This is a genomic window from Citrobacter sp. Cpo089 (assembly GCF_030332695.1).
Taxonomy (GTDB): domain Bacteria; phylum Pseudomonadota; class Gammaproteobacteria; order Enterobacterales; family Enterobacteriaceae; genus Citrobacter; species Citrobacter portucalensis.
The window spans coordinates 13,591-28,565 of sequence record NZ_JAOWHJ010000058.1 but is presented as its reverse complement, the minus strand read 5'-3'; the positions used below and the strand labels follow the sequence as shown (position 1 = coordinate 28,565).

The following is a 14,975-nucleotide window of genomic DNA, read 5'->3' as shown; positions in this document are numbered from 1 at the left end:
AACTTTATGAATCAACGAGAGGATTCACCATGTCTGTAATTAAGATGACCGATCTGGATCTGGCTGGTAAACGCGTTTTTATCCGTGCGGACCTGAACGTACCAGTTAAAGAAGGGAAAGTAACCAGCGATGCGCGTATCCGTGCTTCTCTGCCGACCATCGAACTGGCCCTGAAACAGGGTGCGAAAGTGATGGTAACTTCCCACCTGGGTCGTCCTACCGAAGGCGAGTACAACGAAGAATTCTCTCTGCTGCCGGTTGTTAACTACCTGAAAGACAAACTGTCTGCTCCGGTTCGCCTGGTAAAAGATTACCTGGACGGCGTTGAAGTCGCTGCCGGTGAACTGGTGGTTCTGGAAAACGTTCGCTTCAACAAAGGCGAGAAGAAAGACGACGAAGCACTGTCCAAAAAATATGCTGCGCTGTGCGACGTATTCGTAATGGACGCTTTCGGTACAGCTCACCGTGCACAGGCTTCTACTCACGGTATCGGTAAATTCGCTGATGTAGCTTGCGCAGGCCCGCTGCTGGCTGCTGAGCTGGATGCGCTGGGTAAAGCACTGAAAGAACCTGCTCGTCCGATGGTTGCTATCGTTGGCGGTTCTAAAGTTTCCACCAAACTGACCGTTCTGGATTCTCTGTCAAAAATCGCTGACCAGCTGATCGTTGGCGGTGGTATCGCGAACACCTTCGTTGCCGCTCAAGGCCACAACGTGGGTAAATCCCTGTACGAAGCTGACCTGGTTGACGAAGCTAAGCGTCTGCTGACCACTTGTGACATCCCGGTCCCGACCGACGTTCGCGTAGCGACTGAATTCTCTGAAACTGCACCGGCTACTCTGAAGTCCGTTAGCGATGTGAAAGAAGACGAGCAGATCCTGGACATCGGCGACGCTTCTGCACAGCAGCTGGCTGACATCCTGAAGAATGCGAAAACCATTCTGTGGAACGGCCCGGTTGGCGTGTTCGAGTTCCCGAACTTCCGCAAAGGTACTGAAATCGTTGCTAACGCTATCGCAGACAGCGAAGCGTTCTCTATCGCAGGCGGCGGTGACACCCTGGCAGCAATCGACCTGTTCGGCATTGCTGACAAAATCTCCTACATCTCCACTGGCGGCGGCGCTTTCCTCGAATTCGTGGAAGGTAAAGTATTGCCAGCAGTAGCGATGCTCGAAGAGCGCGCTAAAAAGTAAGCATTTAATGGGCAGGGAAACCTGCCCAATTATTAGCGCGCTTTAGAGCGCGCGCCCTTTCCAAGGCCGAAGATACAGGATTCGTAATATGTCTAAAATTTTTGATTTCGTAAAACCAGGCGTAATCACTGGTGATGACGTACAGAAAGTTTTCCAGGTAGCAAAAGAAAACAACTTTGCTCTGCCAGCTGTTAACTGCGTGGGTACCGACTCCATCAACGCCGTTCTGGAAACCGCTGCAAAAGTTAAAGCGCCGGTAATCGTACAGTTCTCCAACGGTGGTGCTTCTTTCATCGCGGGTAAAGGCGTGAAGTCTGACGTTCCTCAGGGCGCTGCAATCCTGGGTGCTATCTCTGGCGCGCATCACGTTCACCAGATGGCTGAACACTACGGTGTTCCGGTTATCCTGCACACTGACCACTGCGCGAAGAAACTGCTGCCGTGGATCGACGGTCTGCTGGACGCGGGTGAAAAACACTTCGCAGCAACCGGCAAACCGCTGTTCTCTTCTCACATGATCGACCTGTCTGAAGAGTCTCTGGAAGAGAACATCGAAATCTGCTCCAAATACCTGGCGCGCATGTCCAAAATGGGCATGACCCTGGAAATCGAATTGGGTTGCACCGGTGGCGAAGAAGACGGCGTGGACAACAGCCACATGGACGCTTCTGCACTGTACACCCAGCCGGAAGACGTTGATTACGCATACACCGAGCTGAGCAAAATCAGCCCGCGTTTCACCATCGCAGCTTCCTTCGGTAACGTTCACGGCGTTTACAAGCCGGGTAACGTTGTTCTGACCCCGACCATCCTGCGCGACTCTCAGGACTATGTTTCTAAGAAACATAACCTGCCGCACAACAGCCTGAACTTCGTCTTCCACGGCGGTTCCGGTTCTACTGCTCAGGAAATCAAAGACTCCGTAAGCTACGGCGTAGTGAAAATGAACATCGACACCGATACCCAATGGGCTACCTGGGAAGGCGTTCTGAACTACTACAAAGCGAACGAAGCTTACCTGCAGGGCCAGCTGGGCAACCCGAAAGGCGAAGATCAGCCGAACAAGAAATACTACGATCCGCGCGTATGGCTGCGTGCTGGTCAGGCAACCATGATCACCCGTCTGGAACAGGCTTTCAAAGAACTGAACGCGGTTGACGTTCTGTAATTTACGCCGTTCTACATGACATGAGGCCCGCAAATGCGGGCCTTTTTTATTGCCATTTCAATATGCTGCTGGCAGAGAATTCTGTGATCTGTTTGGCAAAATCCAGGTTTATTGTTTACCCTTGTCAGATTGCCAGTCCCGTTGGGACGGCTTTATTTTTCCCATTTGGGTAAGCAAAAAAGGAATATTGAATGGAAGATTTGAATGTTGTCGACAGCATAAATGGTGCGGGCACCTGGCTGGTCCGCAATCAGGAGCTGCTGTTAAGCTATGCCGTCAACATCGTTGCGGCCATCGCCATTGTCATTATCGGTATGATTGTGGCGCGCATCGTATCAAACACCGTTAACCGCCTGATGGTGGCACGTAAAATTGATGCAACCGTTGCTGACTTCCTCTCTGCACTGGTGCGTTACGGTATTATCGCGTTCACGCTGATTGCCGCTCTGGGCCGAGTTGGGGTACAAACCGCTTCTGTGATTGCCGTTCTCGGTGCCGCAGGTTTAGCCGTTGGTCTGGCACTGCAAGGTTCGCTGTCCAACCTCGCCGCTGGCGTGCTGCTGGTGATGTTCCGTCCGTTCCGCGCAGGTGAGTATGTAGACCTCGGAGGCGTAGCGGGAACCGTACTCAACGTGCAGATTTTCTCCACGACTATGCGTACCGTAGACGGTAAGATTGTGGTGATCCCAAACGGTAAAATCATTGCCGGGAACATCATTAACTTCTCTCGTGAGCCGGTTCGTCGTAACGAATTTATCATCGGCGTGGCTTACGACTCCGATATCGATCAGGTGAAAAAAATCCTCACCGATATCATTCTGTCTGACGAGCGTATCCTTAAAGATCGTGAAATGACGGTGCGCCTGAATGAGCTGGGCGCTTCCTCGATCAATTTTGTGGTACGCGTCTGGAGCAACAGTAGCGATCTGCAAAGCGTCTACTGGGACGTACTGGAGCGTATTAAACGCGAGTTTGACGCCAACGGTATCAGCTTCCCGTACCCGCAGATGGATGTGAACTTCAAGCGTGTGAAAGAGAGCGCGGCAGAGTAATCGCGTGCCCGGTGGCGCTATCGCTTACCGGGCCCGCAGGTTTTGTAGGCCGGATAAGGCGTCATCCGGCATTTCCCCCCCCCTTGGTATTAATTCTTCTTATACCTGATTAAAATTATCCATTTCCGCTAATGTTTTCCCCGCGCTATAGTCTGCTCCTAAGAGAAACAGTTCGGGATGATTAACGTGTTATCGTATTATTTTCAAGGGCTTGCACTTGGTGCGGCTATGATACTTCCGCTCGGTCCGCAAAACGCCTTCGTGATGAATCAGGGGATCCGTCGCCAGTATCACATCATGATTGCTTTACTCTGCGCTATCAGCGACTTAGTGCTGATTTGCGCGGGGATCTTTGGCGGTAGCGCCTTGCTGATGCAGTCACCATGGCTGATGGCGCTTGTCACCTGGGGTGGGGTGGCATTTTTACTCTGGTACGGTTTCGGGGCGTTAAAAACGGCGATGAGCAGTAACCTGGAACTGGCCAGCGCCGAGGTGATGAAGCAGGGCCGCTGGAAAATTATCGCTACTATGCTGGCGGTGACATGGCTCAACCCCCATGTTTACCTGGATACCTTTGTGGTGCTGGGGAGTCTGGGAGGCCAACTGGACGTTGAGCCTAAGCGCTGGTTTGCGCTGGGTACCGTCAGCGCTTCGTTCCTGTGGTTCTTCGGCCTGGCATTGCTGGCGGCCTGGCTCGCTCCGCGTTTGCGCACTGCTAAAGCACAGCGGATCATCAATACCCTGGTAGGATTGGTGATGTGGTTTATCGCTTTTCAGTTGGCAAAAGAAGGTGTTGCGCACGTTCATGCGTTGTTCAACTAAGTGTTGTCTGATGGACAACGCAGCGAGATCGGCTAAGCTTGCCTGCATGTGCCCTGAGTTTCGGGGTAATTAATGAAACATGGAGGAACGACCGTGAAGTTCAAAATAATGGCCCTGGCGGCATTAGTCGGATTCAGCGCACTATCGGTACAGGCAAATGAGTTGCCAAATGGACCGCACATCGTGACTTCCGGAACGGCAAGCGTGGATGCGACACCAGACATCGCTACTCTGGCGATTGAAGTGAACGTTGCTGCAAAGGATGCGGCTTCAGCGAAGAAGCAGGCAGATGAGCGCGTGGCGCAATATCTGTCCTTCCTTGAACAGAACCAGATAGCGAAGAAAGATATTAGCGCGGCAAACCTGCGCACCCAGCCGGACTACGACTACCAGAATGGTAAAAGCGTCCTTAAAGGCTATCGTGCGGTACGTACCGTTGAGGTCACGCTGCGTCAGTTGGACAAACTCAACGCGCTGCTTGATGGTGCGCTGAAGGCCGGTCTGAATGAGATCCGTTCGGTATCGCTTGGCGTTGCCCAGCCGGATACTTACAAAGATAAAGCGCGTAAAGCAGCAATTGATGATGCTATTCATCAGGCTGAGCAGTTAGCTGCGGGCTTTAACAGCAAATTGGGGCCCGTTTACAGCGTGCGTTACCACGTTTCCAATTATCAACCGAGCCCGATGGTACGGATGATGAAAGCAGATGCAGCGCCTGCGACATCCGCTCAGGAAACCTACGAACAGCCGGTTATTCAGTTTGACGATCAGGTTGATGTGGTCTTCCAGATTGAGCCGACGGCGGGGCAGCCAGCAGCAACGCCAGCCAAAACCCAGTAATCATTGCAGACCCGGCTTTCCAGCCGGGTTTTTTCTGTGAGCAACTGTAAAAATGAGACCCCACATCCAGTCTTTTTTTTCGCCGTAATGAGGATAGGCCATAGCGATTTTTAAGGGGACGCTATGGATATTTTTATCTCGAAAAAGATGCGTAATTTCATTCTGCTGGCGCAAACCAATAACATTGCCAGAGCGGCAGAAAAAATACATATGACCGCATCGCCTTTCGGTAAAAGCATTGCCGCACTGGAGGATCAAATCGGCTATACGCTGTTTACCCGCAAAGATAACAACATCAGTCTGAATAAAGCCGGACAGGAACTGTATCAGAAGCTGTTTCCCGTTTATCAGCGCCTTTCTGCCATTGATAACGAAATCCATAACGCCTCTCGCCGCTCGCGGGAAATCGTCATCGGTATCGACAATACCTACCCAACGATTATTTTTGACCAGTTGATTAGCCTTGGTGACAAGTATGACGGCGTGACGGCTCAGGCCGTTGAATTCAGCGAGAATGGGGTGATTGATAACCTGTTCGATCGCAAACTGGATTTTATTATCTCGCCGCAGCACGTTTCCCCCCGCGTCCAGGAACTGGAGAATCTGGCGATTAGCGAGCTGCCTCCGCTGCGTCTGGGGTTTCTCGTTTCCCGGCGCTACGAAGAAAAACAGCCGCAGGATCTGCTGCGTGAGCTGCCCTGGCTGCAAATGCGCTTCCAGAATCGCGCCAACTTTGAGGCGATGCTGGATGCATACATGCGACCCTGCGGGATCAACCCGACGATTATCTACCGTCCGTATAGCTTTATGGCCAAGATTAGCGCGGTAGAGCGCGGGCAGTTTTTGACGGTAATCCCTCACTTCGCCTGGCGGCTGGTGAACCCGTCGACGTTAAAGTATTTCGATGCACCCGGCAGCCCCATGTATATGCAGGAGTTTCTCTATTCGCTGAAAAATCATCGCTATACCGCCACCATGCTCCAGCATATTGCTGAAGATCGTGACGGTAGCGCAAGTTAACCGAGCATCGATCCAGTCTCGAGAAGGTTGCGATGCAGATCGAACGCATGGCTGAGATCGTGATGGATATGCCCGCCGGGCGCTTTCTCCAGATAGCGGTGCAGATAATCCCGGTAAAGAGGGTGTGCACAGTTATCGATAATCGTGTGCGCCCGCTGCATCGGAGATAGCCCACGCAGATCGGCAATCCCTTGTTCGGTCACGATCACTTTAACGCTATGTTCGCTGTGGTCGACATGGCTGCACATCGGTACGATGGTGGAGATTTTCCCGCCTTTGGCAATCGACGGCGCCATAAAGATAGACAGGTAGGCATTGCGCTCGAAATCCCCGCTGCCGCCGATGCCATTCATCAGGTTCACCCCCGCAACGTGCGTGGAATTGGCATGGCCGTAGATATCAAACTCCAGACCGACGTTGAGCGCAATAACCCCCAGCCGACGGATGATCTCTGGGTTATTGGAGATCTCCTGCGGGCGCAGCACAATCCGGCTGGCGAAGAAGTCCATGTTGTCGTAAATCTTCTGTAGCGACGGGGCTGAAATGGTCAGGCTGGAGGCGCTGGCACCTGTTATCTTGCCCGTTTCCAGCAGATGCACCACCGACTCCTGCAACACCTCCGAATACATCATAAAGGGCGGGATATCCGGGTTCTCGCCCAGTCGCGCCATTACCGCGTTGTTGATATTGCCCACGCCGCTTTGTAAGGGTAGAAACTCAGCTGGAATACGTTTGTGAGCCATTTCTGCCAGCAGGAAAGTGACGACGTTATCGGCAATTTGCTGGCTGACCGGATTGGTTTTATCCGCCGCATTTCCGGCATCGGGCAGCTCGGTATCCACCACCGCAACCACCTTTTTGGGGTCTATCTGTACGCACTGACTGCCTACGCGATCCATGGTATGAAAAATGGGTACGCTGTTACGCCGTGGTGGCGCACCGGGTATCACGATGTCGGCAAACTCCGCCACACGCGGATTATGGTAATGATTCAGCTCGATTATCACCTTTTTCGCCCGCAGCAGCCAGGTGGGTGCATTGCCAATACCGCTGGAAAGCCAAATCCGGCCATCTGGCGCGATAGCGGAGGCTTCAATGACGGCAACATCGATTTCGCCAAAAAAACCGTAATTAACCATTTGCGCCACTTCACTCAAATGGAGATCGACAAACCTCACCTGGCCCTGATTAATTTTCTCGCGCAGGCCCGATGACGTTTGATAAGGCGCACGCCAGGAAACGGCATCCGCCGCGGATAGAACATCATCAGCGGCGGCACCAATTGATGCTCCGGTCAGCAGGCGGATCTGAAAAGGCTGCCCGTTCTGATGCCGTTCGCAGGCGCGTTGGGCAATTGCGCTGGGTAACGCTTTGGGTGAACCCGCAGGGGTAAAGCCGCTAAACGCCACCATATCATCGTGCTGGATAATTTCTGCCGCCTGTTCGGCGCTCATCCGTTTCATGGCCGTCTCCTTCCTCGGACGAGATTAATGGCCAACAAAATTAGGTTTACGTTTTTCCATAAACGCGTTCATCCCTTCCTGATAATCCTCGCTGTCGTACACCGCGCGGCGCATGCCCTGAATACGCTCGAACTCATCGGAATTCATGGTGTGCGCTTCACCCAGCACGCGAAGTTCTTCTTTGATGACGGCGATGGCCAGCGGTGCTTTTTCCGAGATGTGGTGCGCCATTTGCAGAGTGAAATCTTCCAGTTCCTCGACGGGCACGACATGGTTAAGGATCCCGACCGCCATGGCGCGTTGAGCGGTGATGGGTGAAGCGGTAAAAATCAGCTCTTTAACGATGTGAAAACCAGCGTCGCGGGTCAGGTTGTGGATGCCCACCAGGTTATACGGTACGCCAAGGTTGACTGGGGTCATTGAGAAGGTGGACGTTTCAGCGGCGATGATGAGATCGGAACTCATGATCATTTCAAACGCGCCGCCCCAGACGCTGCCTTCGACCATGGAGATCACCGGTTTCGGATATTTTTGGATCATACGGGTTATCTGACGCAGCGGATCGTCATAGGAGAGCGGATCGCGACGTCCGGTCGGGAGTTCATGAATATCATGCCCGGCAGAAAACACTTTGGCCCCGCTCGGGGCGCGCAGAATGATGCAGCGAATGTCCGCACGATTGAGATCGCTCAGCGCCTGCATCAGATCGTCAATAAACACTTTACTCAGGGCATTGAGCTTGCGGGCGTAATTGAACTCAATAACCGCGACTTTCTGGATGATGACCACGTTGACGTATTGATAAGACATAATGTTCTCTTTATTGAAAGTAATGATGCTGAATAAATTCGCTGATGTGCCGCAGACCGGTGCGTGGCGAAAGATCATTGTTTTTGACGGCCTGTAGCGTCTGCTGGAAATAGCGGTCGAAATCAGTGCGGGCAAACAACAGATGCAGGGCTTCTTCTTCAGCCTGCTGGTGTAACCAGTCCACCGCCTGCTGCTGGCGAACTTTTCCCAGTTTACCGCTGGCGGTCAGGCACGTTTTAAAATCGGTTATTGCTTGCCAGACCTCCTCAATGCCGCGTTTTTCCAGGGCGCTACAGGTTAATACCCGCGGCTGCCACTCGTCATATTTACGACGCAGAATATGCAGGGCGGATTCGTACATATGGCGGGCGATGGCCACGCTGGTATGGTTATCACCGTCGTCCTTATTGATGACGACCAGATCCGCCATTTCCATCAGGCCTTTTTTGATGCCCTGTAAATCGTCGCCACCGCCAGCGATTTGCAGTGAGATAAAGCAATCCACCATGCCTGCGACTTCGGTTTCTGACTGCCCTACGCCGACGGTTTCTACAATCACCACGTCAAAGCCAGCCGCTTCGCACAGCAGCATTAATTCCCGGGCGCGCTGGCTGGCACCGCCTAAATGACCGCTGGAAGGGACCGGTCGAATAAACGCAGATTCGGCGCGGGCCAGCTCCGTCATGCGGGTTTTATCGCCAAGAATGCTGCCGCCGCTGACCGGGCTGCTGGGATCGACGGCGATCACCGCTACCCGTAATCCGTGGCGGATAAGCAACATGCCGAATGCTTCCAGGAAAGTGCTTTTGCCCGCGCCCGGCGTACCGGTGATCCCTAAGCGCAGGGCGTTACCGGTGAACGGCATAATCGCGTCCAGCAATTGCGTACTCAGCGGCTGGTGGCGCGGGTGGTTGCTTTCGACCAGCGTCATCGCCTGGGCGAGCGTAGCCCGTTCACCGAGTCGCAAACGACGGACGGTATCTTCAAGCGTGGCGGCGTTAATCATGATGCTGACTGATACGGGTTAACACATCGCGGACGCTGTCGAGCATTGGTGTGCCGGGGCCATAAATGGCTGCCACGCCATGTTCGTGCAGGAAAGCGTAATCCTGCGGCGGAATAACACCTCCTGCTACCACGCAGATATCTTCACGCCCCCATTTTTTGAGTGCGGTAACCAGTTCCGGGATCAGCGTTTTATGGCCGGCGGCCAGCGATGAGGCACCAATCACATGCACATCGTTTTCTACCGCCAGGCGGGCGATCTCTTCCGGTGTGGAGAACATCGGGCTGAGATCGACATCAAAGCCGAGATCGGAGTAGGCGCTGGCGATCACCTTCGCGCCGCGATCGTGGCCGTCCTGACCCATCTTGGCGATCAGAATACGCGGGCGGCGGCCATTTTCCGCGAGGAACTGTTCGGTTTGCGCAACGATGGTATCGAACTCATCGGCGGATTTATCAGACTGATGATAGCTTTGCGCAATCACTCCGGTGACGCACTGGCTGGGAACCAGATACCGATCAAAAGCGACTTCCAGCGCGTCGGAGATTTCACCCAGCGTGGCGCGAACACGGGCGGCGTTGACGGCAGCAGCCAGCAGGTTTTCATTATGTTGCGCGGCGTGGGTCAGCGCGGATAGCGCGGTCTTGACGGCATCGTTGTCGCGGGTGGTGCGGATATGTTTCAGCGAGGCAATCTGCTCGTTGCGCACCTTCACGTTGTCGATCTCCAATACCGACGTCTCGTCTTCTTTATCCAGCTTGTACTTATTGACGCCGACGATAACGCGCTTACCCTGGTCGATCAGCGACTGTTCACGCGCGGAAGCTTCTTCGATCATCCGTTTAGGGAGCCCGGCTTCGATCGCTTTCGCCATGCCGCCTGCCTCATCAATCTGTTTGATGATCGTGCGTGCCTGCTTCACGATTTGATCGGTGAGTGACTCGACGTAATACGATCCGGCCAGCGGATCGACGGTGCGGCAGATCTCTGATTCTTCCTGAATGATGATTTGCGTATTACGCGCAATACGGGCGGAGAAATCGGTGGGCAGACCGAGCGCTTCATCAAAGGCGTTGGTATGCAGCGACTGGGTACCGCCAAGCGTAGCGCCGAGTGCTTCAATGGTAGTACGCACCACGTTGTTGTACGGGTCCTGCTCGGTCAGGCTCCAGCCGGACGTCTGGCAGTGGGTACGCAGAGCGAGAGATTTCGGGTTGGTCGCACCAAAGCTACTGACCGCTTCACTCCACAAATAGCGCGCTGCGCGCAGCATGGCGACGTTCATAAACAGATCCATGCCGATACCGAAGAAGAACGACAGGCGCGGGGCGAAGTCATCAATTTTTAGTCCGGCGGAGAGTGCGGCTTTGATGTATTCAATACCGTCTGCCAGCGTAAACGCTACCTGCTGCACGCAGTTCGCTCCGGCTTCACCCATGTGATAGCCGCTGATGCTGATGGTGTTAAAGCGCGGCATGTTGCCGGAGCACCAGGCGATGATGTCGGCGATAATGCGCATGGACGGTTTTGGTGGATAAATGTAGGTGTTGCGGCACAGGTACTCTTTCAGAATATCGTTCTGAATGGTTCCGGTGAGTTGTTCCGGCGTTACGCCTTGTTCTTCTGCAGCGACGATATAAAACGCCAGCACCGGTAGAACCGCGCCGTTCATGGTCATCGATACCGACATCTTATCCAGCGGGATCTGGTCGAACAGTATCTTCATATCTTCGACGGTATCGATCGCCACGCCCGCTTTGCCGACGTCACCCGCCACGCGCGGGTTGTCAGAGTCATATCCACGATGGGTGGCAAGGTCAAAGGCGACGGAAAGCCCTTTTTGCCCGGCGGCGAGGTTGCGGCGGTAAAAGGCGTTGGACTCTTTGGCGGTAGAGAAACCAGCGTATTGACGAATGGTCCACGGCTGCGCGGTATACATGGTGGCGCGCGGGCCACGCACGTAAGGCGGCAGACCGGGAAGGGTGCCCGTGACTTCCAGATTATCGAGGTCTTCTTCGGTGTACAGCGGCTTGATGGCAATCCCTTCCGCCGTCTGTCTTTCCAGCGACTCGACGGTTTTTTCCCGTCGACTGAGTTCTTTATTGGCGAGTGTTTGCCACTCCTGCACGTTTGCCATTTTTTGCTCCGTATTACGCAATAAGTTGAATCTTTGCGAATACGGTGAGCTTTTTGATTTGGCTTGTCGCCAGCAAAAAATAGCCAACAGGGCGTCGTTTTTTGCCGCGTGGCGTGTTTGATTTTGTGATTTATTTCAAAGACGTGGCGGGAATAGCATGAAAAGAGGGTAAAAGACTTGTCGGCCGGATAGGGCGTTACGCCACCATCCGGCACTCAGAGGTTATGAGCGGTTTAATCCTGACGCAGTACGTTGTGACCATAGGCCAGCAGCGCATCGGTGACGTTGCGCATCATGCGGCTTTCCGGCGCAAAACGGTGCCAGTACAGCATCCGGCGCTGGAACAGGCCCGGCGTTAAGTCGATAAGCTCGCCGCTTTCCAGTTCTTTCTCAATCTGCAAGTGGGGGATCATGCAGCAGGTCGTTCCCTGACGCGCCAATTGAACAAAGGCTTCAGACGAGTTAACGATATGGCACGGCACGCTGCCCGGCGGCAGGTCGAAGTTTTGTTGCAGGAACGCCTGGTGCATATCATCAAGATGGTCAAACGCTACCGCTGGAGCTTTCAGCAGGGCAGAGCGGGTGACGCCGTTAGGGAAATAACGCTCGGCGAAAGGTTTAGAGCCAACAAACAGGTAGTCCAGCGCGCCGAGTTTATCCACCAGACAGCTTGGCAGCGCCTGATGTTGAATACTCACCGCACCGACCACTTCACCACGACGCAGACGTTCCTGAGTTCGGGTTTCATCCTCAACCTGCAAGTTAAGCCGAATCGGCGAATTTGCCAGTACCGGAGCCAGCGCCGGAAGCAACCAGGTCGCCAGACTGTCGGCGTTCACCGCCAGTGAGAGCAGCAGCGGCGTCGAACCGGTTTGTTCATCACCCAGCCACTCGTCTTCCAGCAGTTCAACTTGACGCAAAAGCGCCAGTAGTTTTTGCCCCTGTTCGGTTGGGCGTGGTGGTACGGTACGCACCAGCAGCGGTTGTCCGAACATATTCTCAAGCTGTTTTATGCGCTGTGAAACCGCGGATTGCGTGATGCACAGCTTTTGCGCCGCGCGCTCAAATCCTCGTTCACGAATAACCGCATCCAGTGCTTGTAGTGTTCTGTAGTCCGGACGTTTCATTGCTTTGACGCACTCCTGAAAATTTTGCTTGTTCTGCACTATGACACAAATTTAGGTTGGGTAAAGACGAAATCCGCCGCTTGCGAGCGGGTGTGGGAACATTTTTCTGCACAATGTTCTATAATGCGCGTGAATTTTCCCACCATATTCACACCACAGGCGAAACGATCATGACGCAGGATGAACTGAAAAAAGCAGTAGGATGGGCGGCACTTCAGTATGTACAGCCCGGTACCATTGTGGGCGTAGGTACAGGTTCAACAGCCGCACACTTTATTGATGCGCTGGGCACAATGAAAGGTCAGATTGAAGGTGCGGTATCCAGTTCGGACGCTTCAACCGAAAAACTCAAAAGCCTCGGTATCCACGTGTTCGATCTTAACGAAGTGGACAGCCTCGGCGTATACGTTGACGGCGCGGATGAAATCAACGGCCACATGCAGATGATCAAGGGCGGCGGCGCAGCGTTGACCCGTGAAAAAATTATTGCTTCCGTGGCGAAGAAATTTATCTGCATTGCCGACGCGTCCAAAGAAGTCGATATTCTCGGTAACTTCCCGCTGCCGGTTGAAGTGATCCCAATGGCGCGCAGCGCTGTGGCTCGCCAGTTGGTGAAGCTGGGCGGTCGTCCTGAATACCGTCAGGGCGTAGTGACGGACAATGGTAACGTGATCCTTGATGTACACGGTCTGGAGATCCTCGATGCCATCGCGATGGAAAACGCCATCAATGCGATTCCGGGCGTGGTAACCGTCGGTCTGTTTGCCAACCGTGGTGCGGATGTCGCGCTGATCGGTACGCCAGACGGCGTGAAAACTATCGTAAAATGATCTGACGGGAGTGTCTTCTCCCGTTAAAAAAATTTTGGCAGGGCAAATTTGGTGACTTGTGTCACGTTTATAATATTGTCCTGCCGATCTCTCCAAAGAAAAAGTTATCGCCAGTATTTTCCTCTGACATTTCTCTCTGAATGACATTTCTTCAGCACGGCGACGCAAACGTTCATATTGCCGCAATATTATTTTTTGATATGTTGAAGAGACGGATGAAAATCCCACACACAACACATCAGTTTGAACAAAAAAAGACAGGGTCGGGGAAATGGCAAAGGTATCACTGGAGAAAGATAAGATTAAATTTCTGCTGGTTGAAGGCGTGCATCAAAAAGCGCTCGAAAGCCTTCGTGCAGCAGGTTATACCAACATCGAGTTTCATAAAGGCGCTCTGGACACTGAACAACTGAAAGAGTCCATCCGTGATGCCCACTTCATTGGCCTGCGATCCCGTACCCATCTGACTGAAGATGTGATTGACGCCGCAGAGAAACTGGTCGCGATTGGCTGCTTCTGTATCGGCACCAACCAGGTTGATCTCAGCGCTGCGGCAAAGCGCGGGATCCCCGTGTTTAATGCGCCATTCTCTAACACGCGTTCCGTTGCGGAACTGGTGATTGGCGAACTGCTGCTCCTGCTACGCGGCGTACCCGAAGCAAACGCCAAAGCACACCGCGGCGTGTGGAATAAACTGGCTACCGGCTCGTTTGAAGCGCGTGGCAAAAAACTGGGGATCATCGGCTACGGCCACATTGGTACTCAGCTAGGCATTCTGGCGGAATCGCTGGGGATGCACGTCTATTTCTATGATATTGAAAATAAACTCCCGCTCGGCAACGCCACGCAGGTGCAGCATCTTTCCGACCTGCTCAATATGAGCGACGTGGTCAGTTTGCACGTACCGGAAAATGCCTCCACCAAAAATCTGATGGGCGCGCGTGAGATTGCCTTGATGAAACCAGGCGCGCTGCTGATTAACGCCGCACGCGGCACAGTTGTTGATATTCCTGCGCTGTGCGACGCGTTAGCGACCAAGCACCTGGCAGGGGCAGCAATCGACGTATTCCCAACCGAGCCGGCAACCAACAGCGATCCTTTCACTTCGCCGCTGTGTGATTTCGACAACGTGATCCTGACGCCGCACATTGGTGGTTCAACGCTGGAAGCACAGGAAAACATCGGTCTGGAAGTGGCTGGGAAACTGACCAAGTATTCCGACAACGGCTCTACGCTGTCTGCAGTTAACTTCCCGGAAGTTTCGCTGCCGCTGCACGGCGGTCGTCGTCTGATGCACATTCACGAAAACCGTCCGGGCGTACTGACTGCGCTGAACCAGATTTTTGCCGAGCAGGGCGTCAACATTGCCGCGCAGTATCTGCAGACTTCCGCACAGGTAGGTTACGTGGTTATTGATATTGAAGCGGATGAAGATGTGGCAGAGAAAGCGCTGCTGGCGATGAAAGCCCTTCCGGGAACCATTCGCGCTCGTCTGCTGTACTGATTT

At 53.6% G+C, this 14,975-nt stretch carries 13 protein-coding genes; 8 read left to right on the top strand and 5 right to left on the bottom strand.

The window, feature by feature from the left end:
- Positions 1-29: 29 nt before the first annotated feature.
- From pgk to srsR, 6 genes are all read left to right on the top strand, one after another.
- Positions 30-1,193 carry a phosphoglycerate kinase gene (pgk, locus tag OGX92_RS12805; RefSeq protein ID WP_003027032.1) on the top strand — a complete coding sequence of 388 codons (1,164 nt, stop codon included), beginning with the start codon at positions 30-32 and terminating at the stop codon, positions 1,191-1,193.
- 88 nt (positions 1,194-1,281) lie between these two features.
- Positions 1,282-2,361, top strand: a complete 1,080-nt coding sequence (gene fbaA, locus OGX92_RS12800) for a class II fructose-bisphosphate aldolase (protein ID WP_003027029.1) — start codon at positions 1,282-1,284, stop codon at positions 2,359-2,361.
- A gap of 191 nt (positions 2,362-2,552) precedes the next feature.
- Positions 2,553-3,413 (top strand): small-conductance mechanosensitive channel MscS, encoded by an 861-nt coding sequence (locus tag OGX92_RS12795; protein WP_125363297.1) that lies wholly within the window; start codon positions 2,553-2,555, stop codon positions 3,411-3,413.
- 186 nt (positions 3,414-3,599) lie between these two features.
- Entirely contained in the window at positions 3,600-4,235 is a 636-nt protein-coding gene (argO, locus tag OGX92_RS12790; protein ID WP_003027005.1) for an arginine exporter ArgO, read from the top strand.
- A gap of 93 nt (positions 4,236-4,328) precedes the next feature.
- Entirely contained in the window at positions 4,329-5,075 is a 747-nt protein-coding gene (locus OGX92_RS12785) for an oxidative stress defense protein (RefSeq protein WP_003825465.1), read from the top strand.
- Between the two features lie 123 nt (positions 5,076-5,198).
- On the top strand, positions 5,199-6,095 hold the full coding sequence (gene srsR / locus OGX92_RS12780) for a LysR family transcriptional regulator SrsR (RefSeq protein ID WP_003026999.1): 897 nt from the start codon (positions 5,199-5,201) through the stop codon (positions 6,093-6,095).
- Here srsR and scpC read toward each other — a convergent pair.
- The 5 genes from scpC to argP all read right to left on the bottom strand — a co-directional run bounded on the left by scpC (position 6,092) and on the right by argP (position 12,638).
- On the bottom strand, positions 6,092-7,558 hold the full coding sequence (gene scpC, locus OGX92_RS12775) for a succinyl-CoA:acetate CoA-transferase ScpC (protein ID WP_048225482.1): 1,467 nt from the start codon (positions 7,556-7,558) through the stop codon (positions 6,092-6,094). The two genes, srsR and scpC, sit on opposite strands and share 4 nt — an antisense overlap.
- A gap of 24 nt (positions 7,559-7,582) precedes the next feature.
- Positions 7,583-8,368 (bottom strand): methylmalonyl-CoA decarboxylase, encoded by a 786-nt coding sequence (gene scpB, locus OGX92_RS12770; RefSeq protein ID WP_003825473.1) that lies wholly within the window; start codon positions 8,366-8,368, stop codon positions 7,583-7,585.
- Positions 8,369-8,378: 10 nt separating this feature from the next.
- The gene (gene meaB, locus OGX92_RS12765; protein ID WP_003825474.1) at positions 8,379-9,374 is read right to left on the bottom strand and encodes a methylmalonyl Co-A mutase-associated GTPase MeaB; all 996 of its coding nucleotides are present in this window, start codon (positions 9,372-9,374) and stop codon (positions 8,379-8,381) included.
- Entirely contained in the window at positions 9,367-11,511 is a 2,145-nt protein-coding gene (gene scpA / locus OGX92_RS12760; RefSeq protein ID WP_164562490.1) for a methylmalonyl-CoA mutase, read from the bottom strand. The genes meaB and scpA overlap by 8 nt, the downstream gene beginning before the upstream one ends.
- 233 nt (positions 11,512-11,744) lie before the next feature.
- Complete coding sequence (gene argP / locus OGX92_RS12755; protein WP_003825477.1) at positions 11,745-12,638, bottom strand: DNA-binding transcriptional regulator ArgP; 894 nt, start codon at positions 12,636-12,638, stop codon at positions 11,745-11,747.
- A gap of 170 nt (positions 12,639-12,808) precedes the next feature.
- Here argP and rpiA point away from each other — a divergent pair, with 170 nt between their 5' ends.
- Both rpiA and serA read left to right on the top strand, forming a co-directional pair.
- Positions 12,809-13,468, top strand: a complete 660-nt coding sequence (rpiA, locus tag OGX92_RS12750) for a ribose-5-phosphate isomerase RpiA (protein ID WP_003825479.1) — start codon at positions 12,809-12,811, stop codon at positions 13,466-13,468.
- Positions 13,469-13,739: 271 nt separating this feature from the next.
- Entirely contained in the window at positions 13,740-14,972 is a 1,233-nt protein-coding gene (gene serA, locus OGX92_RS12745) for a phosphoglycerate dehydrogenase (RefSeq protein WP_003825480.1), read from the top strand.
- Positions 14,973-14,975: the final 3 nt, after the last annotated feature.

Bases quoted from the DNA above. Each gene is read 5' to 3' on its own strand.
- srsR (WP_003026999.1), top strand. From the start codon at position 5,199: ATGGATATTTTTATCTCGAAAAAGATGCGTAATTTCATTCTGCTGGCG.
- argP (WP_003825477.1), bottom strand. From the start codon at position 12,638: ATGAAACGTCCGGACTACAGAACACTACAAGCACTGGATGCGGTTATT.
- fbaA (WP_003027029.1), top strand. From the start codon at position 1,282: ATGTCTAAAATTTTTGATTTCGTAAAACCAGGCGTAATCACTGGTGAT.
- scpC (WP_048225482.1), bottom strand. From the start codon at position 7,558: ATGAAACGGATGAGCGCCGAACAGGCGGCAGAAATTATCCAGCACGAT.
- OGX92_RS12795 (WP_125363297.1), top strand. From the start codon at position 2,553: ATGGAAGATTTGAATGTTGTCGACAGCATAAATGGTGCGGGCACCTGG.
- scpB (WP_003825473.1), bottom strand. From the start codon at position 8,368: ATGTCTTATCAATACGTCAACGTGGTCATCATCCAGAAAGTCGCGGTT.
- scpA (WP_164562490.1), bottom strand. From the start codon at position 11,511: ATGGCAAACGTGCAGGAGTGGCAAACACTCGCCAATAAAGAACTCAGT.
- meaB (WP_003825474.1), bottom strand. From the start codon at position 9,374: ATGATTAACGCCGCCACGCTTGAAGATACCGTCCGTCGTTTGCGACTC.
- serA (WP_003825480.1), top strand. From the start codon at position 13,740: ATGGCAAAGGTATCACTGGAGAAAGATAAGATTAAATTTCTGCTGGTT.
- pgk (WP_003027032.1), top strand. From the start codon at position 30: ATGTCTGTAATTAAGATGACCGATCTGGATCTGGCTGGTAAACGCGTT.
- rpiA (WP_003825479.1), top strand. From the start codon at position 12,809: ATGACGCAGGATGAACTGAAAAAAGCAGTAGGATGGGCGGCACTTCAG.